Source organism: Pantoea sp. NSTU24 (genome assembly GCF_050157905.1).
Lineage (GTDB): Bacteria > Pseudomonadota > Gammaproteobacteria > Enterobacterales > Enterobacteriaceae > Pantoea.
In genome coordinates this window covers 666,667-687,461 of sequence record NZ_JBKIWZ010000001.1, presented here as the reverse complement: position 1 = coordinate 687,461, position 20,795 = coordinate 666,667, and the positions used below count along the sequence as shown (strand labels likewise).

Below are 20,795 nucleotides of genomic sequence, written 5' to 3'. Positions count from 1 at the left end.
CATCGGCCTGGTGCGCGTTTTTCCCGCCGCGCTTCTGACGGGTATGTCTGACCTTACTACCTCGTTTCCGGCTGACGGCCGCACGCGTCTGTCTGACGAATCCCTGACGCGTGGAGTCCGTCCGCGACCTAACGGGATTCAGCCTGTGCCAGCATGGCGTGAATCAGCGCCTTCAGCACTTTCTGCAGTTGCGCAGCCCGCGCCTGCTGCCAGGCGTAAGGCGGCGTCTCATCCATGTAGTTAAGCTGCGCCAGTTCCAGCTGCACGGCGTCGATCTGCTGCTGCGGCTGGCCGGAAGCACGGGTGATATAGCCGCCCTTAAAGCGCCCATTGATTACCCAGCTATAGTCCTGCTGCGCTGCGCACACAGCCTCAATGGCCGCGCTCAGGGCAGGCGTGCAGCTGGCGCCGTCGTTGGTGCCGATATTGAGATCGGGCAGACGGCCCTTGAACAGGCGGGGAATCTCACTGGCAATGGAGTGCGCGTCAAACAGCAGCGCGTAGCCGTGCTGCGCCTTAAGCCGCGCCAGTTCCCGCTGAATCTGCTGATGATAAGGCTGCCAGATTGCATCGATGTAACCCTGTCGCGTCGTGGCATCCGGCGTTTTGCCGGGTGCAAAGGTCGGCGTGCCGTCGAACAGCGTCTCGGGAAACAGGCCGGTGGTGGCGCTGCTGTAGAGCGGCTGATTGTCGGGCGGCCGGTTAAGATCGACCACAAAACGGGAGTAGTGGCCGATTAACACGCTGGCGCCCAGGTCGCGAACAAAATCGTAGAGCAGCGGAATATGCCAGTCGGTATCAGGTAAGCCGCGTGCGGCCACACTTAATCCGGCCTCCACCTCTGGCGTCAGACGGGTTCCGGCATGGGGGATACTGACCAGCAGCGGCAGCGTGCCCTGGGTAAAATCAAAGGGATTCATTGGGGTTCTCCACGATAGATAACGGTACAGGGCAGTTCACCGCCCAGCCAGTAAACCAGTTCCGCCGGACGGGCCAGCGGCCAGTGAACAAAGTTTGCTACTTTGCCCGTCTCCAGCGAGCCGTGACTTTCAGCCAGTCCCAGCGCCTTTGCGCCCCACAGGGTCACGCTCGCCAGCGCCTCCTCTGGCGTCATGCCAAACAGGGTGCAGCCCATATTCAGCATCAGACGCAGCGACAGCGCAGGTGAGGTTCCGGGGTTAGCATCGCTGGCCAGCGCCATCGGCACGCCGTGACGCCGGAAGAGATCGACCGGCGGACACTGTGTCTCGCGCAGCAGATAAAACGCACCGGGCAGCAGCACCGCGACGGTGCCATGCTGCGCCATCGCCCGGGCATCCTCTTCCGTGGCATATTCAAGATGGTCCGCCGAGAGCGCGCCATAGCGGGCCGCCAGCGCCGCCCCGCCCAGTGCGGAGAGCTGCTCCGCATGAAGCTTCACCGGCATCCCCAGCGCCACCGCCCGATCAAACACCCGTGCCACCTGCTGCGGCGAAAAAGCGAGATGTTCGCAGAACGCATCTACCGCGTCCGCCAGCCCCAGCGCCTGCACGCGCGGCAGCAGCCTGTCACAGATCATATCGACCCAGCCATCCGGATTCTGTCTGAACTCTGGCGGAAAGGCGTGGGCCGCCAGACAGGTGGCCCGGACATCGGCGGGGACACTTTCCCCGAGCTGGCGAATCGCCCGCAGCATCCGCAGTTCGCTCTCCTCATCCAGCCCATAGCCGGACTTGATCTCTACGGTGGTGACCCCTTCTGCCAGCAGGCGATCGAGACGCCAGCGGGCCGATGCCACCAGTTCCTCTTCGGTGGCGGCGCGGGTGGCGCGTACAGTAGAAAGAATGCCCCCGCCCTGTGCGGCAATCTCCGCATAGCTGACGCCATTCAGGCGCTGCTCAAACTCCTGGCTGCGGTCACCGCCAAACACCAGGTGGGTGTGGCAATCCACCAGCCCCGGCGTCACAATGCCGCCCGGCAGACGATGGTGTCGGTCGGCGACGAAAGCGGGCATCTCCGCCTCTGGCCCGACCCACACCAGCCTGCCCGCCCGCACCGCCAGCGCCCCCGCCGGTATCAGATGGTACTTCCCGTCACGCATGGTGACCAGGTCAGCCCCGGTCCACACCGTCTCTACCTGCATCTCATTTCCCATCGCGCTCTCCCGCCTCCGTCGTTTACAGGCTGCCTCAAAGTATGTATATGTATATACAACCACATCCAGTGAGGATCAACCATGGCGACTTTTTTTGCTCCCCGCGCACTGCTGGCGACGGGATGGCAGCAGCAGGTGCGGATCACGGTCAGTGAAACCGGTTTTATCGACGCGATTACGCCGGACAGCCACGCGGATCAGGCGATCCGGCTTGACGGCGAGGTCATCCCGGCGATTGCCAATCTGCACTCTCATGCCTTCCAGCGCGCCATGGCAGGCCTGGCGGAAGTCGCAGGGGATCCGCAGGACAGCTTCTGGACCTGGCGGGATAGGATGTACCGCATGGTGCAGCGCCTGTCACCACAGCAGGTGGGGGACATCGCCGCCCTGCTCTACATCGAGATGCTGAAGGGCGGCTACACCCAGGTGGCAGAGTTTCACTATCTACATCATGACCCTGAGGGTGCGCCTTACCGCGACGACAGGATGCTGCAACAACTCATCGACGCGGCAGAGATGGCCGGAATCGGCCAGACGCTGCTGCCGGTGCTCTACAGTTACAGCGGTTTTGGCAGCCAGCCCGCGACGGCCGGTCAGAAGCGTTTTGTCCAGCAGACCGACCGCTATCTGGAACAGCAGGCGCGGCTGGAGAAGTGGCAGCAGCAGCGGCCGCTGCTGAACCGCGGCCTCTGTTTCCATTCGCTGCGGGCGGTAAGCGAAAACCAGATGCGGGAAGTGCTGGCGGCCAGCGACCCGACGCTTCCGGTGCATATTCATGTGGCTGAGCAGCAGAAAGAGGTCAGTGATTCGCTGGCGTGGAGCGGCGAGCGTCCCGTCGCCTGGCTGCTGAACCGCTTTGCGGTGGATGCGCGCTGGTGCCTGATCCACGCCACCCATCTGGATGAGGACGAACGCACCCGCCTCGCCCGCAGCGGCGCGGTAGCGGGTCTCTGTCCCACCACCGAGGCCAACCTCGGTGACGGCATCTTTCCGGCGGTGGAGTATATCGCGCAGGGCGGACGCTGGGGCATCGGCTCCGACAGCCACGTCTCGCTGAGTGCGCAGGAGGAGCTGCGCTGGCTGGAGTATGCCCAGCGGCTGCGCGACCAGCGCCGTAACCGGATTACCCTGCCCGGCCAGCCGTCGGTAGGTGATCTGCTGTGGCAGCAGGCGGCCGCAGGCGGTGCGCAGGCGTGCGGGATCTGGCAGGGCATGCTGGCGGTGGGACAGCGCGCCGACTGGCTGGTGCTGCGGGATGAGGCCTGGCTTGGCAGCGTGGATTCACAGGCGGTGCTGAACCGCTGGCTCTTCGGCGGGCAGCGCGACCAGATTCGCGATGTCTATGTGGCGGGCAAGGCGGTGATTAAAGAGGGTGTCCATCCGCAGCAGGCCGCGTGTGCGGGGCGCTTTGCTCAGGCGATGGCGGTGCTGCAATGATCGCCCGCTTCGCCTACCCGGCGCTGACGGTCAGCCGCTGGCGCAACGGCGGCGGCGAGACCCGCGAAATTGTTACGTTTCCGCCGGGTGAGGAACGCTTCGGCTGGCGCGCCAGCATCGCGACCCTCGCGCAGGATGGCCCCTTCTCTGCCTTTCCGGGCATCGATCGGGTCATTACCCTGCTGCACGGCGACCCGGTGTTACTGACTGCACCCGGCGTGCAGCAGCGGCTGACCCCTCACCAGCCCTGGGCGTTTGACGGTGAACTGGCCGTAATGGCTCAGCTGCAGGGCGGCGTCAGTGAAGATTTTAACATCATGACGCGGCGGGATGCGTGGCAGGCCAGCGTGGAGGTGGTCACCAGCTCCACAGGCAGTCTGCACGGGGTCGCCTGGGTGCTGGCGGGCACATGGCAGATGGCGGACGGGGAAAAACTGACCGCGCAGCAGGGCGTATGGTGGGTAGACGAAGAGACCCGCCTCAGCCCGTGCGAAGCGGATGCCAGACTGCTGTTTACCCGTCTCAGCCGTGTCCCCTGAAGCGCCCCAGCAGCTTGTAGCGTGAGCCGGGATAGAGCAGCCGCGCATAGGTCACGATGCGGGTGTCGCTCCACGTCTGACGCCGGATCAGCAGGCAGGGTTCGTGTTCATCCAGCGACAGATGTTTACGCTGACGCGCATCGGGCAGTACGGCTTCCACTATGTGCTCGCCTGCGGTCAGCGGTGCGACCCGCATCAGATAGGTGTAAGGGGTCATCTGCTGATAATCCTGCGTCAGGTAGTCGGGCGCGACCAGCGGATTGACCAGACGGTCCTCCAGCTGCACCGGCAGCTCGTTTTCATAGTGCACAATCAGCGAGTGATAGAGCATCTGCCCGGTGGTCATGCCCAGCACGGCGGCCTGCTCCGGATCGGCTTTGGTCTGGCCGATGGCAAGGATTTTACAGCTGTGCTGATGACCGCGCTGGGCAATCTCATCGGCGATGTTGTGCACCTCCAGCATCGCGGTATACCCCTTCATCTCCGCCACAAAGGTTCCCACGCCCTGCATCCGCACCAGAAAGCCTTCGCTGGTGAGTTCCCGCAGCGCGCGGTTAATGGTCATCCGGCTGACGCCCAGTTCATTCACCAGTTCGCTCTCGGACGGCACGCGCTGATTGGCCTTCCATAATCCTTCGCGGATCTGACTGATGATAGCCTGCTTGACCCGCTGATAGATCGGCGCGGGCTCATCGCTCATCGCCGCCGCCAGTTGTGCCAGTGCCGTGTGCTCAACCATGTGCTGTTCCTTATGCTGATAATACGCTCAGTTTACTGTCTCACGGTATGAATGTATATACATCCAGTAGCAGGCGCTGAGCCTTTTCAGGGCAGCTTCTGCCCGCTTTTCGTGCAGCGCCAGCAAGGCGATCTTCCCCTTTCCCACTGCCGCCGGGCGATCCATTTTTGTGATCGATCTGGCATGGCTCTTGCTCCGTTCTTTTAATTGTATAGACAAGCATAGACAGGAATGACAGCTTATGATTCACTCGCATTATCCCGCTGGTCAGGGCAAGGAGAGCAGCTCAGCCACGCCAGCACACTCGTACAGACAGGAGCAGACTATGTCAGGTTCGATTCAGGCATTACGCCTGGTGCCAGGCGAGGTGGATCTCGCCACATTACGCGCTATCTATCAGGGTCAGGTCACGCTGACGCTGGATGAGGGAGCACGTCAGGCGATTGCCGCGGCCCAGCAGACCGTAGATACGATTGTTGCCTCCGGCAACGTGGTGTATGGCATCAATACGGGGTTTGGCAAACTGGCGCAGACGCCAATCCCGGCCAGCCGGCTGGCGGATCTGCAGCGTAATCTGGTGCTGTCGCACAGCGTCGGCCTGGGCGACCTGCTGCCTGATAATGTCACCCGTCTGGTGGTGGCCACCAAAATCATCAGCCTGGCGCGCGGCCATTCCGGCGTGCGCATTGAGCTGGTCGAGGCGCTGCTGGCGCTGTTCAACGCGGGCGTGATGCCCTGCATCCCGGAAAAGGGATCGGTGGGTGCGTCCGGCGATCTGGCGCCGCTGGCGCACATGTCGCTGATGCTGCTGGGCGAAGGTCAGGTCCGCCATAACGGTGACCTGATCCCGGCAACCCAGGGGCTGGCCAGCGTCGGGCTGTCGCCGTTTGTGCTCGGCCCGAAAGAGGGGCTGGCATTGCTCAACGGCACCCAGGTCTCAACCGCGCTGGCGCTGCGTGGCCTGTTTGAGGGCGAAAATCTGTTTGCTGCCGGTCTGATGGCCGGTGCGTTATCGCTGGAAGCGATTAAAGGCTCGCTGAAACCGTTCGACGCCCGTATCCATCAGGCGCGCGGTCAGCAGGGACAGATTGACGTGGCGGCAGCAGTCAGCGCCCTGATCGAAGGCAGCGAGATTCTCTCTTCACACACCCATTGCGGCCGGGTTCAGGACCCCTACTCTATCCGCTGCGTGCCACAGGTGATGGGTGCCTGCCTGGATAATATGCGTCACGCGGCGCGGATTCTGGAAATCGAGGCCAATGCCGCCTCTGATAATCCCCTGGTCTTCAGCGACAGTGGCGATGTGATCTCCGGCGGCAACTTCCATGCCGAGCCAGTGGCCTTCGCTGCGGATATCCTGGCGCTGGCCATTGCCGAAGTGGGCGCTATCTCCGAGCGGCGACTGGCGCTGCTGCTGGACAGTGGCCTGTCGGGTCTGCCGCCTTTTCTGGTGCGCGACGGCGGCGTCAACTCGGGCTTTATGATCGCGCAGGTGACCGCTGCCGCACTGGCCTCTGAAAACAAATCGCTGGCCCATCCCGGCAGCGTCGACAGCCTGCCCACCTCCGCGAACCAGGAGGACCACGTCTCTATGGCTACCTACGCTGCGCGTCGTCTCGGCAGCATGTGCTTTAACAGTGCTGCGGTCGTCGGCATTGAGGCGATGGCTGCCGCACAGGGCATCGAATTTAACCGGCCGCTGCAAAGCTCCTCGCTGATTGAGCAGACGCTGGCCACTCTCCGCGAGCAGGTCGCCTTTCTTGAAACAGACCGCCTGATGGCACCCGACATTGAGGAAATGCGTCAGTGGGCAAGCCGCGCTGACTGGCCTCAGGCACTGACCGCGCTGCTGCCGAGCATGCGCACGACTTCATAAATAAGGAATCTTTCATGAGCGAAACCCTTTCTCAGGCTGTAGCGCGCGAGATTCGTGCGCCGCACGGCACCACGCTGCACTGCGCCAACTGGCTGATTGAAGCGGCTTACCGCATGATTCAGAACAACCTCGATCCCGACGTCGCTGAGCGGCCGGAAGATCTGGTGGTTTATGGCGGCATCGGTAAGGCCGCGCGTAACCAGGCCTGTTTCGAACAGATTCTGCGCTCGCTGCAGGTTCTGCAGCCCGATGAGACGCTGCTGATCCAGAGCGGCAAGCCGGTTGGCATCTTCCGTACCCACGCGGACGCCCCGCGCGTACTGCTGGCCAACTCCAACCTGGTGCCCCACTGGGCGACCTGGGATCACTTCCACGAACTCGATAAAGCGGGCCTGATGATGTATGGCCAGATGACGGCCGGTTCCTGGATCTACATCGGCGCGCAGGGCATTGTGCAGGGCACCTATGAAACCTTCGTCGAGGCGGGGCGTCAGCACTACAACAACGACCTCAGCGGACGCTGGATCCTCACCGCCGGGCTGGGCGGCATGGGCGGGGCGCAGCCGCTGGCGGGCGTGCTGGCCGGCGCCTGTGTGCTGGCGATCGAATGTCAGGAGTCGCGCATCGATTTCCGCCTGCGAACCCGCTATGTGGACTACAAAGCCACGACGCTGGACGAGGCGCTGGCGATGATCGGCGAGGCGACCGCAGCGAAGAAAGCCATCTCGGTCGGCCTGCTGGGGAACGCGGCGGAGATCCTGCCGGAGCTGGTAAAACGCGCGCAGGCGGGCGGGCCGAAGCCGGACATCGTGACCGACCAGACCTCGGCGCACGACCCGATCAACGGCTATCTGCCGATTGGCTGGGATCTGGCGCGCTGGCAGCAGGCGCGCGTTTCTCAGCCGAAAGCGGTCGAAAAGGCGGCGCGCGCCTCGATGGCGGTTCACGTTCAGGCGATGCTCGACTTCTGTCACATGGGCATCCCGACCGTAGATTACGGCAACAATATCCGTCAGGTGGCGCTGGATGAGGGTGTCAGCAACGCTTTCGATTTCCCGGGCTTCGTTCCGGCCTATATCCGTCCGCTGTTCTGTGAAGGTAAAGGTCCGTTCCGCTGGGTGGCGCTGTCGGGCGACCCGGAAGATATCTATAAGACTGATGCAAAACTCAAAGCGCTGTTCCCGCACCACAAAACGCTGCATCGCTGGCTCGATATGGCGCAGGAGCGCATCGCTTTTCAGGGGCTGCCTGCCCGTATCTGCTGGCTGGGGCTGGGCGAGCGGCATCTGGCCGGTCTGGCCTTCAACGAAATGGTGCGCAACGGCGAACTTAAAGCGCCGGTGGTGATTGGCCGCGACCATCTCGACTGTGGTTCCGTCGCCTCACCGAACCGCGAAACCGAGGCGATGAAAGATGGCTCGGATGCGGTCTCTGACTGGCCGCTGCTGAATGCGCTGCTGAACACCGCCGGTGGCGCGACCTGGGTCAGCCTGCATCATGGCGGCGGGGTCGGCATGGGCTTCTCGCAGCATTCCGGCGTGGTCATCGTCTGTGACGGCAGCCAGGAGGCGGATGCGCGTCTGGGCCGCGTGCTGTGGAACGACCCGGCTACCGGGGTAATGCGTCACGCCGATGCCGGCTATGCGCTGGCGCAGCAGTGCGCGTCAGAGCATGGCCTGAACCTGCCGATGCTGAAATAGCGGTTTACGGGGTAAGCAGCCACTTACCCCGCTTTTGATTCCCGCTCCCGCTCCACCCACCTCTGACATCGCTTTCTTATTACTTATTCCATTTTGGTTTAGCCTGTAGCCCGATTTCGTCCTGACGGCGATAGACGTTGCGCCACCCGATCACTAAAGTGAAATCTTCTCATTCTGATGGAGCGCGACTCTGCATGACCCTTTCCCCTGCCCTGCTTGAAGATGCCCTGCGCTGGCGCCGTGATTTTCATCGCCAGCCTGAACTCGGTTACCAGGAACATGCAACCAGCCAGTTTATTGCGGAAGAGCTGGCCCGGGCCGGATTGCAGGTATTTCGCGGTCTGGCGGGCACCGGGGTAATCGGCACGCTGGAAAACGGTGCCGGCCCGGTTATCGGGCTGCGTGCGGATATGGATGCGCTGCCGATTACGGAGAAAGGCGACGCCGAATGGCGCTCTGCGACGCCGGGCGTGATGCACGCCTGCGGACACGACGGCCACAGCGCCACCCTGCTGGCCGCCGCCCGGCAGCTGGCCGCCACACGCCAGTTCAGCGGCACAGTGCATTTCATTTTTCAGCCGGCCGAAGAAAATCTGGGTGGCGCACGCAAAATGGTGGAAGAGGGTCTGTTTGAGCGCTTCCCGATGGATGCTATCTATGCAATGCACAACTGGCCGGGGCTGCCGCTGGGATCGCTGGCGGTTAATCCCGGCGCGATGATGGCGTCGCTGGATTCATTTGAGATTACCCTGCACGGCAAAAGCTGCCATGCGGCGATGCCGGAGAGTGGAGCCGATCCGATGGTGGTGGCGGCCGAGCTGATTCTGGCGCTGCAGACCATCCCGTCACGCCGCCTGTCGCCGCTCGCCTCGGCGGTGGTCAGCGTGACGCAGATCCACGGCGGTGAAGCGATTAACGTGATCCCGGAACAGATTGTGCTGCGCGGCACGGTGCGCTGTCTGCAGACCAGCGTGCGTGAAAAGGTGCGTGGGCTGATTGATGAGTTCGTAGCAACCCTGCCCCGGCCGTTTGGCGTCAATGGTGACATTCACTGGCTGCCAGGTTATCCGGTCACCGCCAACCACGTCGCCCCGGCTGAACAGGTGCGCGACGTGGCGCTGGCGACGCTGGGCGCGGAACAGGTTCACTGGCAGGTCAACCCGTCGATGGCATCTGAAGATTTTGCCTGCATGATAGAAGCCTGTCCCGGCGCCTACTTCTGGCTGGGTGCGGACGGCGACACGCCCTCCGCACCGCTGCACAACGCCCGCTATGACTTTAACGATGCGCTGCTGCCGATCGGCATCCGTTTCTGGCAGAACCTGGTCGAGCAGGCGCTGCCCGTTGCCTGATTCAGTAACCGGCGGCGCGGATCCGCTGCTCTGCCGCGTCCAGCGAGTCACACTCACCGCTGGCGCGCAGACAGCAGGCGAGCTGCAGTCGCAGCGATGCAGGCACCGGACGCTGCTGATTCAGCACCTCTTCAATCCAGCGCGCGGTCACCGCCGCCGTTTTATCTGCCGGTAGCTCAACGGCCATTTCCGGCTGACGCTCCACCCACACTTCCGCTTCTGCGCCTGCGCCCTGAATCATGCTGATCGCCGGGCAGCGCAGCGGATTCGCATAGACTTCCCCTTCGGTGCCGTTGAGTAACAACGCGGGGGCGTCGATATCGCTGAAGAATTTCGCCACGCGCGGCACATACTCCGGATGCGAGACGCTCGACAGACGCAGCGCCGCACGCTCTGCAAACGGGGTCGCCAGTTTTGCCAGCGTATGCGCGCTGTTGCGCACCCCCATCCGCCAGCGCAGCGAGAGCTGTTTCGCCATTGGCGGGCAGAGATGATCGATGGTGATAAAGGCCAGTCCCTGCTCCAGTTTTGCCTGCGCCGCTTCCGCTGTGGTCACCGGGGCGATCCCCAGAGCCGCAAAAACCGCTTCGCTGGTGATGCGCGTTGCGTCGTCGCTGACGCCGTGCACCAGTACCGGAAACCCGAGTTTCGCCAGCAGCAGCGCCAGCAGCGGCGTCAGGTTACCCTGCCGACGCGCGCCATTGTAACTGGGAATGACAATCGGCATTGGCCGGTTTTCCGGCGCCCGCAGCGACATCATCTGCGCCTGCATCGCCTGATAAAAACCGCGCATCTCCGCTTCACCCTCGCCTTTGATGCGCAGTGCAATCAGAATAGCGCCCAGCTCCAGGTCCGGCACCTCGCCCGCCAGCATCGCGCTGTAGAGCGCCACGGCGGTATCAGCGTCGATATCGCGGGCATGATTTTTACCGCGCCCCACCTCTTTAATGATTTTATTCAGTTCCATCTTTCGCTTCCGGTTAAAGGCGCTTAACGCCGCGCAGGACGTCGTTTACGCACGGTATTTTTTGGCACCACGCTAGCCGGTATCGCAGCCGGCTCCGGCGTGGCTGGCTGCGCAATCGGAAAGACCGGCAGCGCGGCTAACAACCGGCTGCCATAAGGTTTGCTCAGCAACCGGCGGTCATAAATCACAATTTCGCCATAGCACTGATGGCTGCGAATCAGGCGTCCGACCTGCTGGATCAGGGTAAATGAGGCGCTGGGTAAGCTCTGTACCTCAAACGGATAACGCTTCAGGCTTTTCAGCCACTCGCCTTCGGTCAAAATTACCGGACTGTCTACCGGTGGAAAAGCGATTTTATGGATGTGCACCTGACTCAGCAGATCGCCTTTCAGATCGAGCCCTTCCGCAAAGGACTGCAGGCCAATCAGAATGCTGGTCTGTCCGCTGGCGACGCGCTGGCGGTGCAGATCGACCAGACGGCTGCGCGGCTGATCGCCCTGAACCAGCATTGAGAGCCGCAGATCGGTCAGGCAGGCGACAAACTGCTGCATCGCCCGGTTACTGGCGAATAGCACCAGCACCCCCTTATGCTTTTTCTCTGCCATCTGCTGGCGGAAAAAGGCAGCCATTTCGGCAATATGCTCCGCTTCATGGCTCATCAGCGGCTCATAGCGCATCTGCGGGATCACCAGTCTGCCCTGCTCTACGTGATTAAACGGAGAGTCCAGAGCGACAAAACGGTCGCCCGCCTTTTCACTAAGTCCCGACATCTCCTGCAGCCGGTTAAAACTGTTGAGCGAACGTAGCGTGGCGGAGGTCACCACAACGTGTGCGATTTTTCGCCACAGCAGCTTCTCCAGCTGATCGCTGACGCGGATACCGGCACAGTGAAACAGCAGATGTGCCTGCCCTTCACGCAGTTCGCGGGTAATCCATTTCGACACCGGCGCACCGGAGGCTTTCTCCATGGACGCCAGCCGCCATAACTTGCTGACAGATTCGAACCAGCCAAACTGACGGTTAAGCTGCAGCAGATTGCGATGCAGTCGCACCACATCCACCTTACCTGTCTGCTCGCTCAGCGCGTTGATCAGCCCTTCGCTCAGGCCACGCAGCGCGTCGCTGAGTTTGAACAGCCGGGCGCAGAGATCGAGCAGCTCCTGCGGCAGCGCACCCAGCACGAAGCGAAACTCTCCCGGCTGGTTATGCGGCGGCAGCAACGGGTTCAGTGCCTGGGCGGTGAGCGTCATCAGTTCGCGCAGCTCATCGCAATGGGCTTTCAGCCGCTCCGGGTTAGCCAGCGGCGGAGGCGATTTGGGCCGCATCTGCGTCATGATGCCCTCCACCAGTTTGACGAAGAGGTCGAGCTGCAGGCTGCTCCAGCCGGGCGTGATATCAGCGCTCATCTCCAGCGCATCGCGTGCCACCTCGGGCAGATGATGCCCTTCATCCAGCACCAGCATCAGATTCTTAGCAGGTGGCAGCACTGACTCGTTCTCCATCGCCGCCATCACCAGCGCATGGTTCGCTACGACCACATCCACCTGTTCTATTTCGCGCCGCGCCACGAAAAACGGGCATTCACGATACCAGCGGCAGTGTGAACCCAGGCAGCTCGCTTTGTCGGTCGAGAGCCGTTGCCACAGGCTGTCGCTGACGTTCTCGTCACTGTGATCGCGCAAACCATCCCACTGATAGCGGTCCAGCGATTTCTGCAGCCGGCCACACTGGGTCTGCTCCTCTTTGGTGCTGCTGACGGCCTCATCGTCCAGCCAGAGCAGCAAATCACCCTGCTGGTCATCATCTGCCGTCAGTGCAGCCAGATTACGCGGGCAGACGTAGCGCCGGCGCCCGAAGGCGGCGGTAAAGGTCAGGTCGGGAATGATTTTTTTCAGCAGTGGCAGATCTTTGGTAAAAATCTGGTCCTGCAGCGCCACGTTCGCGGTGCTGATGACCAGCTGCTTCTCCTGCGCGCGGCTGGCCGCAATGCCCGGAATCAGATAAGAAAGGGTTTTTCCCACGCCGGTCGGCGCTTCAACCGCCAGATGGCGCGTGTCATCACCTGACAGACATTTTGCCACTTCGGCAATCATCTGCCGCTGCGGCGCGCGCGGAATGAAGTCAGGCACCTGCTGCTGAAGGGCTTTATACCACTCCGCTATCTGGCTTTTTATTGCGGCTGTCAGGGCCATGATAAGCGTTACCACACTGGAAAAAATGGCCTGTATTTTTACACAGTATCCTGGCGGCGTCAGCTTTCAGGCCAGATTTTTCATCCGGCATCGGTAATATCCGTGGCGTCAGGAAGCAGCAGAGCCATTCTGTTACGCATTACGCCAGCACTTTGTACATCAGCGTGGTGGCGTCCAGCACGCCAGCGATGGATTCCGCATAAAATGGAATCAATCCTGCCACCTGCCACCTGCCAGCCCAGCGAACGGTAGAGGCTGGTGGCAATGTCGCCGCTGCGGGTATCCAGCACCAGCAGCGATTTGCCCTCTGCGCGCGCCTGCTGTTCGGCACGCTGCATCAGCGTCCGGCCAATGCCCAGACGCCGTGCCTGAGGATGCACCAGCAGTTTGCTGATCTCCGCCCGGTGACGGCCATTTGGCATGGCACTGCGATTTAGCATCACCGTGCCCACGAGCGCCTCCTGCTGACGGGCAATGAATAACTGACAGTCACCCGCGGCCAGGCCGGGGATACGCTGCTGCCAGAAGTGCCTGATGGCTTCACGATCGGCGGCGTCCGTAAAACCCACGCTGGCGCCCTCCGCCACGCAGTCCTGTAACAGCATACTCAGTGCGTCCAGCTGGTGCTGCGCCTCAATGGCGCTCAGGGAGGTATAGATCATGGTTTTGCCACCACCAGCAGATAGCGGGCACCGTCGGTCAGGTGCGCCTCAAATGCAGATTTTCCCGTCAGATGAAAGCGCAGGCAATCACCGGGTTGTAATGTCCAGTGCTGCATCCCCATCATGATGGTCAGGCCGCCCGCCTGCAACCAGATATGCTGCTCCAGTCCCTGGACGGGAGGGATATCATAATCGATGCGCGCGCCAGGCTGTAACTTGCCCTCTACCACTTCACACCTGAAATGAAGAGCGGGTGGTGAAACATTACGGCGGATAAATCCGCTGGCGGTGTCCTGCCACACCGGCTGCTGATCCGCTCTGACCAGCAGAGCGGAGTCCTCTTCAACTTCGCTCAGCAGGCGTGACATGGTGAGTCCATAAGCCGCGCACAGACGATTAAGCAGTGCCGCCGTGGGGCTGGTCTCGCTTCTCTCAATGCGCGATAATGACGCACGGCTGATGCCCGTGGCGACAGCAAGATCATCTAATGACCAGCCACGTTGCAATCGTAATTCTGACAGTCTTACTGCCAGGCGCTGCTCTGTATTCAGCTCGGACATGGGCATTTCTCAAATGTGGGAAATTTTCTCATATTTGAGATGTAGCCTGAAAATGCCGTATCAGTCAAGTTGTACATAGCGAAATGTATTGTACAACTTAAATTGCTTCGTTATGGTAATTGCACTCAGACCAATCGAAAGAGGATTTTATGACCTTATACAGTATCGGTGACGTCGCCGAGCGCTGTGGCATAAACCCAGTCACTTTACGCGCCTGGCAGCGACGTTATGGCTTACTGAAGCCGCAACGGACCGAAGGCGGACATCGTCAGTTTGATGAAGAAGATGTTCAGCGCATTGAAGAGATCATGCGCTGGATTGAAAGCGGCGTGCCGGTCGGAAAGGTTAAGGCACTGCTGGAAGGGGGTGATGTCGATACGCATGATGGCTGGACGACATTACAGGATGAGCTTATCAGCGTCCTGCGTCACGTCAGGCCTGCTAAACTTCGCAATAAAATTGCGGCAATTGGCCGCGAACACCCGATTGATGCGCTAATCGATCACGTTTTTATGCCTGTGCGTCAGAAGCTGAGCCTGGACCAGAATACTGCCCGCACCATGTGCAGTCTGCTGGATGGATTGCTGATTGACTATGTGGCCTTCTGCCTGACCGGCAGCCGGAAAAAGTCAGGCAAAGATGCGCTGATTATCGGCTGGGGTATTGAAGATCGCACCCGCATCTGGCTGGAAGGGTGGCGTCTGTCTCAGCATGGCTGGCGGATCGATGTGCTGGCTGAGCCGCTGGATGTACCGCGTCCTGAACTCTTTCCCGGCATGAATATGTTTGTCTTTACCGGTAAAAAACTGACCCGCCGCCAGCAGGAGCAGCTGACCCACTGGCAGGAACAGGGTTATTCCGTACGCCTGCACGAACCTGCCTGATAACAAAAACGCACGCCGGGCGCTTTGCCTGCTGCCTTGCGCGCGCTATTATCCCCGCCTTACTGTTAACAAGCTCAGGTTTTACCCATGAATGTCAAAAAAGCCTTTTTCGCCACGCTGTTTTTTATCATGGCTGTCGGCGGCACCAGCGGTCTGATGCTGGTGGGATACTCTCTTATCGTTCACTCACGCTAAGCCAGCGTTGCAGGCGTTCAAACAGCCGATCGCTGACGATAGCCAGCAGCGCCACCAGTAACGCCCCCTGAATCACATAGGCTGTGTTGAACCCGCTTAAACCAATAATCACCGGTGAGCCGAGACTTTTCGCCCCCACCGTTGAAGCGATGGCCGCAGTCCCGATGTTAATGATGACTGATGTGCGGATGCCAGCGATGATAACCGGCGCAGCCAGCGCCAGCTCAACCTGCCACAGCTGCTGCCAGGGCGTCATGCCGACCCCTGTCGCGATCTCCCGGCTGCTTTCAGGAACACTGTCGATACCCGCCAGCGTTCCCTGTAAAATCGGCAGCAGGCCATAAAGCAGGAGTGCCACCACCGCAGGCCATGCGCCAAAGCCCATCACCGGTACCGCTATCGCCAGCACCGCTACCGGCGGGATCGTCTGTCCGGCGGCCACAATTGTTTCTGCCAGCGGCCTGAAGGCGCGCCCCGCCCGTCGCGTTACCAGTATGCCGCTGCCGACACCTGTCACTATCGCCAGCAGGCTGGCGGCGATCACCAGAAACAGATGCGCCAGGGTGAGCTGCCAGAAGCTCTCCTGCTGATAGAGCGGCCGCGCCAGGTCGGGAAACCAGTGGTGAAACAGTGGCCCGCTCCATGGCATCAGGCTCAGCAGTGCGACATAGAACAGCACCAGCCACAGTAGTGGATCCTTTAACCTGCGCACGGGGCTGTCTCGCGCCGTTGCAGCAGGTCACTGAAATGGAGCACGCCCAGCGGTTTCTGCTGCGCATCGACTACCGGCAGTTTGTCGGTTCGCCGGGCGATAAACTGAGAAAGGGCCTCCCGCAGTGTCAGCCCGGCGTTGATCGGGTCACCCGCCAGCCACTCGCCGCGTCGCACGGCCTGGCTCACCTGCTCCAGCGACAGCAGCCTCACCCCGATTTCACTCCGGCCAAAGAAGTCGCGCACAAACGCATTTTTTGGCTGCATCAGCAGCTCCACCGGCCTGCCCTGCTGAACGATCTCGCCGTTATCCATCAATACCAGACGGTCGGCCAGCGTCAGTGCCTCGTCGATATCATGGGTAACCAGTACAATCGTGCGGCCCGAGAGCCGGTGAATACGCAGCATCTCCTGCTGCAGCATACCGCGCGTAACCGGATCGAGCGCCCCAAACGGCTCATCCATCAGCAGGACTTCCGGATTTGCTGCCAGCGCGCGCGCCACGCCAACCCGCTGCTGTTGCCCGCCGGAGAGCTGATGCGGATAGCGTTCAAGCAGCTGCGCGTCGAGATTCAGCAGGGCCAGTAGCGCCGCAATGCGCTCATCAACCTGCGTGTCCGGCCAGCCCAGCAGAACCGGCACCGTGGCGATATTTTTCCGCACCGTCCAGTGCGGAAAAAGACCGATTGACTGGATGGCGTAGCCTGTACGGCGACGCAGTGCACGGGCATCAAGCTGACGAATCGACTCACCGGCAAAGCGGATATCCCCGCTGTCAAACTCCACCAGTCGGTTAATCATCTTCAGGGTGGTGGATTTGCCGGAACCCGAGGTGCCAAGCAGCACGCAGAATTCGCCAGCGGCTATCTGCAACGACAGATCTTTCACCGCCGCTTTGCCGTTGAACGCACGAGACACACCATCAAATTCAATCATCTTTTCTCTCCAGCAGTGAGATCAGCAGGCGGAACAGCGCATCGATCGTCACCGCCAGCGCAATCACCGGGATTACCCCCAGTAACACCAGATCAAGTGCACTGCTTAACAGTCCCTGAAAAATAATCGCGCCGAAGCCGCCCGCACCAATCAGCGCCGCCACCACGGCCATCCCCAGCGTCTGCACCACCACCACCCGCAGCCCCGCCAGCCAGACCGGCAGCGCCAGCGGCACATCCACCGCCCAGAACTGTTGCCAGCCGCTCATCCCCATCCCACGCGCACTCTCGCGCACCTGGTGCGGCACCTGCTGCAGGCCGACGACCACGCTGCGCACCAGCGGCAACAGCGCGTAGAGCACCAGCGCGATCAGCGCCGGCGCCATGCCGATGCCGCTGATGCCCCACGCGGCCAGCCAGGGAAGGTGCTGAGCCAGTCCGGCCAGTGGCGCAATCAGCAGACCAAACAGGGCGACGGAGGGGACCGTCTGAATCACATTCAGCACACCGAAGACGCTGCCCTGCCATCCCGGACGCCGGAACAGCAGCATGCCCAGCGGCAGCGCGATCATCAGCGCAGGCAGCACCGTTCCAGCCAGCAGAATGAGATGACGACTGAGCGCCGCATCAAACACGGCCTGACGATTGGCATACTCTTTCAGCAGCGAAAGATCGTCCAGCTGCCCGCTGAGCAGCAGCAGCAGCGGCAGCAGCCAGACCTGCAGGTTAAGCAGTAGCTGCGCCAGCCGGTGATGGGTCAGCTGCCGCACCCAATCGGTGATCAGCAGCAGTATGACAGCGGCGCTACACCAGAGGCCGCTGGCGAAGCTGGTGCGCGCCAGACGGCTGCCCTGCTGACTCAGCAGCGTCGCCTGATGACCGCCCAGCCAGAGGATAAGCGCCAGCATCAGCTCCGCCGTCAGCAGCGCCAGAATCAGCGTGCGGCGGCCGGGCCGACGCCACAGCAGCAGCCAGAGCGCCACCAGCGGCATCAGCAACAGTCCGGCATAGCGGATCTGCCAGAGCATCCGTGGTTCGCCCGCGACCAGCCGGTTCGGCGCAAAATTCAGAAACGGCAGAACAAGCAGCGCCAGGCTCAGCAGAGTCAGCAGCAGCCAGGCCACCGGCTGCTGCACCGGACGGCTTATCGCTTCCCGCGATATCGGCATGGATTACAGCAGCTTCTGCTGCTGCAGCCACTCGGTCGCAACACTGCTGGCATCCTGACCATCAACCGCAATTTTTGCGTTGAGCTGTTGCAGCGTCTTCTCGTCCAGCGCGCTGAACACCGGCTTCAGCCACGCCTCAATGCCGGGATAGGCTTTCAGGACCGATTCACGGATAACCGGTGTCGGCGCATAGATGGGCTGAACGCCTTTGGGATCGCTGAGCGTCTGCAGGCCCAGCGCCGCCACCGGACCGTCCGTGCCGTAGGCCATCGCCGCGTTAACACCGGATGTCTGCTGCGCCGCTGCGCTGATGGTGACGGCGGTGTCACCGCCCGCCAGCGACAGCAGCTGATCCTGTTTCAGGTTAAAACCGTACGCTTTCTCAAAGGCGGGTAGCGCATCGCTGCGTTCGATAAATTCTGCCGACGCCGCCAGCTTGAAGGTGCCGCCTTTTTTCAGCCAGGCACTGAGATCGGCCAGCGAGGTGAGCTGATTTTTCTCCGCCAGATCTTTGCGCACGGCGATGGTCCAGGTGTTATTCGCTGGCGCGGGCGTCAGCCACACCAGGTGATTCTTCTCAGCGTCGAGCTTCTTCACTTTCTCATAGCCTGCGGTGGCATTTTTCCAGGCGCTGTCTTTCTCATCATTGAAGAAAAATGCGCCGTTGCCGGTATATTCAGGATAGATATCAAGTTCACCCGCTGTGATGGCGCCGCGCACCACCTGCGTTGTTCCCAGCTGAATTTTATTGACGGTTTTGACTCCATGCTTCTCCAGCACCTGCAGGATGACATTGCCCAGCAGTGACCCTTCAGTGTCAATTTTTGAGCCGACCCGTACAGGATCTGCCGCCTGTGCCATTCCTATGCTGAGCAGCAAAGCGCTGACGCCGATCCAGCCCCGAGTTCTGATCATGACCTTTTCCTTATCGCGTTTTCGCGTGTTGTTTTTGCGCGTTGTCTGGATGCAATGCCTGACAGTGTGTGATGCGCTCTGGCGCGCTGACTGCTCGCCTGCCGCGCAGCATCAGGCTGACAGGCGAGGCCGTGGCGATACACTGCCTTAAAAGCGTAGCCTGGCATGGCAGCGATGCCGCTGACTTTCTTTGCGCAGAACGTAATCTGAGATGAGAATCTTATTTCATATAGCTGAAATGAATTTACGCCCGGACGTCTGAACGGCTATCCTTCCAGACCTGTCATAAACAATGAAAGATATAAATCATCATGTCCGACCTGACCTCTTGTGCCCATGTGGCAACCGCAGGCCGTACGCCTGCGGGTGAAACGCAGTGGATCCGCAATGCGGCGGATGTCTCCCGTTTGGTGAACCGAGGTGACAGTGCCCGCAACAACGCCCGCATCGTAATCGCGATTGCGCTGGGAGGCGTGTTTCTTGATGCCTATGATCTGGGCGCGCTGGCCTTTGGCATGAAAGACATTACGCGCGAATTTAATCTCACCCCATCCGGCACCGGCATGGTCGCCTCGGCCATTACCTTCGGCGCCATTATTGGCGCACTGATCGGGGGCTATCTCACGGATAAAATCGGCCGCTATCGGGTGTTTATGGCCGATATGTTCTTTTTTGTCGTGGCGGCGCTCGCCTGTGCGTTCGCGCCCAATGAGTATGTGCTGGCGGGCGCGCGTTTTGTGATGGGGCTGGGCGTCGGCATTGATCTGCCCGTGGCGATGGCTTTTCTGGCGGAATTTTCAAAGCTGCGCGGTAAGGGGAATAAAGCGGCCAGCGTGGCGATGTGGTGTCCGACCTGGTATGCGGCGATCAGTATCTCCTACCTGCTGGTGCTGCTGCTCTATGCCGTGCTGCCGGAAAGTCATACCGACTGGCTCTGGCGGCTGATCCTGGGCTTTGGTGCCGTACCGGCGATAATCATCATCGCTATCCGCAGTCGTTATATGAGTGAATCACCGGTCTGGGCCGCGAACCAGGGTGATCTCAGCAGTGCCGCAGCCATTTTGCGCAGTGCCTGGAGCATCAACGCGCAGGTGGCCTCTGACGCCTGCCCTGCACCCGTCGTGGCGGTGCGCAAGGCAGGCTGGCGCAACTATGGCGCACTTCTGAAGGGGGGTTATCGCCGCCGGACCCTGCTGGCGACCCTCATCTCCATCGCCTCCTCGTTTGCCTATAACGCTGTCGCGTTTGGCCTGCCGGTGATCATCTCCAGCTTCCTTGCGCAGTCGATGCTGAACACAATTCTGGTGTCGCTGGCGCTGAACCTGCTGTTTGCCTTTGTCGGCGGCATTCTGGCCGTGCGTCTGGTACCGCGTCTGGGGGCGTGGAAAATGTCGGTGGCAGGATATAGCTGTCAGTGTGTGGCGCTGCTCGGGCTGGCGCTGACGGGCCGCCCGGAGGGGGGACAGGAAGCCGCGCTGGCTATCGTAATGCTGGCACTGTTCCTGTTTGGTCAGGGGTTCGGACCGGGTTCGCACACCATGACCTTTGCGTCACTGAGCTACCCGACCTCACTGCGCGGCGTGGGCGTAGGCTTCAATCAGACGCTGATGCGCGGCAGCTCGACCGTTTCACTGTTTCTGTTTCCCGTGCTGGTTGCGGCACTGGGTACCGGCGTCTTCTGGGTAATCTTCCTGGCGCCACTGACCGGTCTGCTGGCGCTGCTGGCGATTCGCTGGGAGCCCTCGGGTTATGATGTGGACGCGGAGGATTTTGAGCAGCCGTAAAAAGCAGGCGCCGGCGGGCGCCATCTGTACCGGGCGTTTTTTTT

The 20,795-nt window shown here is 61.2% G+C and carries 17 protein-coding genes and 1 pseudogene; 7 read left to right on the top strand and 11 right to left on the bottom strand.

Annotated elements, in window-relative coordinates:
* Positions 1–128: 128 nt before the first annotated feature.
* Both hutG and hutI read right to left on the bottom strand, forming a co-directional pair.
* Positions 129–920: an N-formylglutamate deformylase gene (gene hutG / locus ACLHDD_RS03410; RefSeq protein WP_427102943.1), complete on the bottom strand. Its 792-nt coding sequence runs from the start codon at positions 918–920 to the stop codon at positions 129–131.
* Positions 917–2,134, bottom strand: a complete 1,218-nt coding sequence (hutI, locus tag ACLHDD_RS03405) for an imidazolonepropionase (RefSeq protein ID WP_427102942.1) — start codon at positions 2,132–2,134, stop codon at positions 917–919. The genes hutG and hutI overlap by 4 nt, the downstream gene beginning before the upstream one ends.
* Positions 2,135–2,215: 81 nt before the next feature.
* On the opposite strand from hutI, the gene ACLHDD_RS03400 reads away from it, so the two are divergent.
* Both ACLHDD_RS03400 and ACLHDD_RS03395 read left to right on the top strand, forming a co-directional pair.
* Positions 2,216–3,571, top strand: coding sequence for a formimidoylglutamate deiminase (locus tag ACLHDD_RS03400; protein ID WP_427102941.1), 1,356 nt, complete (start codon positions 2,216–2,218; stop codon positions 3,569–3,571).
* The gene (locus ACLHDD_RS03395) at positions 3,568–4,110 is read left to right on the top strand and encodes a HutD/Ves family protein (protein ID WP_427102940.1); all 543 of its coding nucleotides are present in this window, start codon (positions 3,568–3,570) and stop codon (positions 4,108–4,110) included. The genes ACLHDD_RS03400 and ACLHDD_RS03395 overlap by 4 nt, the downstream gene beginning before the upstream one ends.
* On the opposite strand, the gene hutC is transcribed toward ACLHDD_RS03395, so the two are convergent.
* Positions 4,094–4,849: a histidine utilization repressor gene (hutC, locus tag ACLHDD_RS03390; RefSeq protein WP_128086764.1), complete on the bottom strand. Its 756-nt coding sequence runs from the start codon at positions 4,847–4,849 to the stop codon at positions 4,094–4,096. The two genes, ACLHDD_RS03395 and hutC, sit on opposite strands and share 17 nt — an antisense overlap.
* A gap of 325 nt (positions 4,850–5,174) precedes the next feature.
* Here hutC and hutH point away from each other — a divergent pair, with 325 nt between their 5' ends.
* The 3 genes from hutH (at position 5,175) to ACLHDD_RS03375 (ending at position 9,777) form a co-directional block, all read left to right on the top strand.
* Entirely contained in the window at positions 5,175–6,725 is a 1,551-nt protein-coding gene (gene hutH, locus ACLHDD_RS03385; protein WP_427102939.1) for a histidine ammonia-lyase, read from the top strand.
* 14 nt (positions 6,726–6,739) lie between these two features.
* Positions 6,740–8,425 (top strand): urocanate hydratase, encoded by a 1,686-nt coding sequence (gene hutU, locus ACLHDD_RS03380; RefSeq protein ID WP_427102938.1) that lies wholly within the window; start codon positions 6,740–6,742, stop codon positions 8,423–8,425.
* A 194-nt stretch (positions 8,426–8,619) separates the two neighbouring features.
* Positions 8,620–9,777 carry a M20 aminoacylase family protein gene (locus ACLHDD_RS03375; RefSeq protein WP_427102937.1) on the top strand — a complete coding sequence of 386 codons (1,158 nt, stop codon included), beginning with the start codon at positions 8,620–8,622 and terminating at the stop codon, positions 9,775–9,777.
* Between the two features lies 1 nt (position 9,778).
* On the opposite strand, the gene ybiB is transcribed toward ACLHDD_RS03375, so the two are convergent.
* The 4 genes and pseudogenes from ybiB to ACLHDD_RS03355 form a co-directional block, all read right to left on the bottom strand.
* Complete coding sequence (ybiB, locus tag ACLHDD_RS03370) at positions 9,779–10,744, bottom strand: DNA-binding protein YbiB (protein ID WP_427102936.1); 966 nt, start codon at positions 10,742–10,744, stop codon at positions 9,779–9,781.
* A gap of 23 nt (positions 10,745–10,767) precedes the next feature.
* Positions 10,768–12,936 carry an ATP-dependent DNA helicase DinG gene (gene dinG, locus ACLHDD_RS03365; RefSeq protein ID WP_427102935.1) on the bottom strand — a complete coding sequence of 723 codons (2,169 nt, stop codon included), beginning with the start codon at positions 12,934–12,936 and terminating at the stop codon, positions 10,768–10,770.
* 139 nt (positions 12,937–13,075) lie between these two features.
* Positions 13,076–13,598: pseudogene (locus ACLHDD_RS03360) on the bottom strand (GNAT family N-acetyltransferase).
* Entirely contained in the window at positions 13,595–14,158 is a 564-nt protein-coding gene (locus ACLHDD_RS03355; protein WP_427102934.1) for a helix-turn-helix domain-containing protein, read from the bottom strand. The pseudogene ACLHDD_RS03360 and the gene ACLHDD_RS03355 overlap by 4 nt, the downstream one beginning before the upstream one ends.
* Positions 14,159–14,307: 149 nt before the next feature.
* On the opposite strand from ACLHDD_RS03355, the gene ACLHDD_RS03350 reads away from it, so the two are divergent.
* Positions 14,308–15,042, top strand: a complete 735-nt coding sequence (locus ACLHDD_RS03350) for a MerR family transcriptional regulator (protein WP_427102933.1) — start codon at positions 14,308–14,310, stop codon at positions 15,040–15,042.
* A gap of 175 nt (positions 15,043–15,217) precedes the next feature.
* Here the strand turns inward: ACLHDD_RS03350 and ACLHDD_RS03345 are convergent, their stop codons facing one another.
* From ACLHDD_RS03345 to osmF, 4 genes are read right to left on the bottom strand one after another with little or no spacing between them, the layout of a single operon-like run.
* Entirely contained in the window at positions 15,218–15,949 is a 732-nt protein-coding gene (locus tag ACLHDD_RS03345) for an ABC transporter permease (protein ID WP_427102932.1), read from the bottom strand.
* Positions 15,937–16,884 carry an ABC transporter ATP-binding protein gene (locus tag ACLHDD_RS03340; RefSeq protein WP_427102931.1) on the bottom strand — a complete coding sequence of 316 codons (948 nt, stop codon included), beginning with the start codon at positions 16,882–16,884 and terminating at the stop codon, positions 15,937–15,939. The genes ACLHDD_RS03345 and ACLHDD_RS03340 overlap by 13 nt, the downstream gene beginning before the upstream one ends.
* On the bottom strand, positions 16,877–18,052 hold the full coding sequence (locus ACLHDD_RS03335; RefSeq protein WP_427102930.1) for an ABC transporter permease: 1,176 nt from the start codon (positions 18,050–18,052) through the stop codon (positions 16,877–16,879). The genes ACLHDD_RS03340 and ACLHDD_RS03335 overlap by 8 nt, the downstream gene beginning before the upstream one ends.
* Before the next feature lie 3 nt (positions 18,053–18,055).
* Entirely contained in the window at positions 18,056–18,967 is a 912-nt protein-coding gene (gene osmF, locus ACLHDD_RS03330; protein WP_427102929.1) for a glycine betaine ABC transporter substrate-binding protein OsmF, read from the bottom strand.
* A gap of 311 nt (positions 18,968–19,278) precedes the next feature.
* Between osmF and ACLHDD_RS03325 the strand changes: the two genes are divergently transcribed.
* Positions 19,279–20,751, top strand: a complete 1,473-nt coding sequence (locus ACLHDD_RS03325; protein ID WP_427102928.1) for an MFS transporter — start codon at positions 19,279–19,281, stop codon at positions 20,749–20,751.
* The last annotated feature ends 44 nt before the right edge of the window (positions 20,752–20,795 follow it).

Excerpts from the sequence above, each read along its gene's own strand:
- hutI (WP_427102942.1), bottom strand. The coding sequence starts at position 2,134 with ATGGGAAATGAGATGCAGGTAGAGACGGTGTGGACCGGGGCTGACCTG.
- hutG (WP_427102943.1), bottom strand. The coding sequence starts at position 920 with ATGAATCCCTTTGATTTTACCCAGGGCACGCTGCCGCTGCTGGTCAGT.
- ACLHDD_RS03395 (WP_427102940.1), top strand. The coding sequence starts at position 3,568 with ATGATCGCCCGCTTCGCCTACCCGGCGCTGACGGTCAGCCGCTGGCGC.
- ACLHDD_RS03340 (WP_427102931.1), bottom strand. The coding sequence starts at position 16,884 with ATGATTGAATTTGATGGTGTGTCTCGTGCGTTCAACGGCAAAGCGGCG.
- ACLHDD_RS03335 (WP_427102930.1), bottom strand. The coding sequence starts at position 18,052 with ATGCCGATATCGCGGGAAGCGATAAGCCGTCCGGTGCAGCAGCCGGTG.
- ACLHDD_RS03350 (WP_427102933.1), top strand. The coding sequence starts at position 14,308 with ATGACCTTATACAGTATCGGTGACGTCGCCGAGCGCTGTGGCATAAAC.
- dinG (WP_427102935.1), bottom strand. The coding sequence starts at position 12,936 with ATGGCCCTGACAGCCGCAATAAAAAGCCAGATAGCGGAGTGGTATAAA.
- hutU (WP_427102938.1), top strand. The coding sequence starts at position 6,740 with ATGAGCGAAACCCTTTCTCAGGCTGTAGCGCGCGAGATTCGTGCGCCG.
- ybiB (WP_427102936.1), bottom strand. The coding sequence starts at position 10,744 with ATGGAACTGAATAAAATCATTAAAGAGGTGGGGCGCGGTAAAAATCAT.
- ACLHDD_RS03375 (WP_427102937.1), top strand. The coding sequence starts at position 8,620 with ATGACCCTTTCCCCTGCCCTGCTTGAAGATGCCCTGCGCTGGCGCCGT.
- ACLHDD_RS03355 (WP_427102934.1), bottom strand. The coding sequence starts at position 14,158 with ATGTCCGAGCTGAATACAGAGCAGCGCCTGGCAGTAAGACTGTCAGAA.
- hutC (WP_128086764.1), bottom strand. The coding sequence starts at position 4,849 with ATGGTTGAGCACACGGCACTGGCACAACTGGCGGCGGCGATGAGCGAT.
- hutH (WP_427102939.1), top strand. The coding sequence starts at position 5,175 with ATGTCAGGTTCGATTCAGGCATTACGCCTGGTGCCAGGCGAGGTGGAT.
- ACLHDD_RS03400 (WP_427102941.1), top strand. The coding sequence starts at position 2,216 with ATGGCGACTTTTTTTGCTCCCCGCGCACTGCTGGCGACGGGATGGCAG.
- osmF (WP_427102929.1), bottom strand. The coding sequence starts at position 18,967 with ATGATCAGAACTCGGGGCTGGATCGGCGTCAGCGCTTTGCTGCTCAGC.
- ACLHDD_RS03325 (WP_427102928.1), top strand. The coding sequence starts at position 19,279 with ATGTCCGACCTGACCTCTTGTGCCCATGTGGCAACCGCAGGCCGTACG.